Raw genomic sequence first — 688 nt, 5'->3', positions numbered from 1 at the left:
AGCGGCTGAACCGCTTGAGAATATCAACGATATTCTTGAACGTATGCGCCAAGGAAAAATCGAGGGTCGCATTGTAATTGACTACGCTATGTAGCCTTATAGCTTTGTGACATTTTGACATTGATCTAATGATTATCGTCTTTAATCATTAATAACAGGTCGTATCATTTCAACCATGCGTTACTAGCAGTTTGAGTTGAAGGGATACGACCTTTTTATTTTCAGCTTTCAGATGTCAGTTGTTAATAATTTTTAATAAGAAGTTATTTACAGTATGAGTTAGCAGTACCCTCAGTTTACTTATAGTCTTTATGCAGGGGAACAACATGACAAGCACGCCTAATGATCAAAAAAGCGCGGTCTCTGGCAGCACTCAAGCTGAAAAAGATTATTTCGCCAAACGTCAGCTTAAAGAAGGTGCGGTTGGCTGGGTTTTATTAATAGGTCTTGGCGTCGCCTATGTCATCTCCGGAGACTTTGCTGGTTGGAACTTTGGCCTAGCACAAGGGGGTTGGGGCGGAATGTTTGTCGCCTTGATAGCCGTAGCTCTCATGTATCTGTGCATGTGTTTATCGATGTCAGAGATGTCCACCATGTTGCCTACAGCAGGCGGCGGATATAGTTTCGCCCGTACCGCTTTTGGCCCTTTGGGAGGATATTTAACTGGTACTGCGATTTTGATTGAATA

1 pseudogene is annotated in these 688 nt (G+C 42.6%); it reads left to right on the top strand.

The window, feature by feature from the left end:
- Positions 1–326 precede the first annotated feature (326 nt).
- A pseudogene (locus ACS8FD_RS20895) lies at positions 327–688 on the top strand (ethanolamine permease); the annotation flags it as partial.

Source organism: Psychrobacter sp. 1U2, from assembly GCF_051847575.1.
Note: the sequence above shows the minus strand (reverse complement) of the source record. Positions and strands in the feature narration are given on the sequence as shown.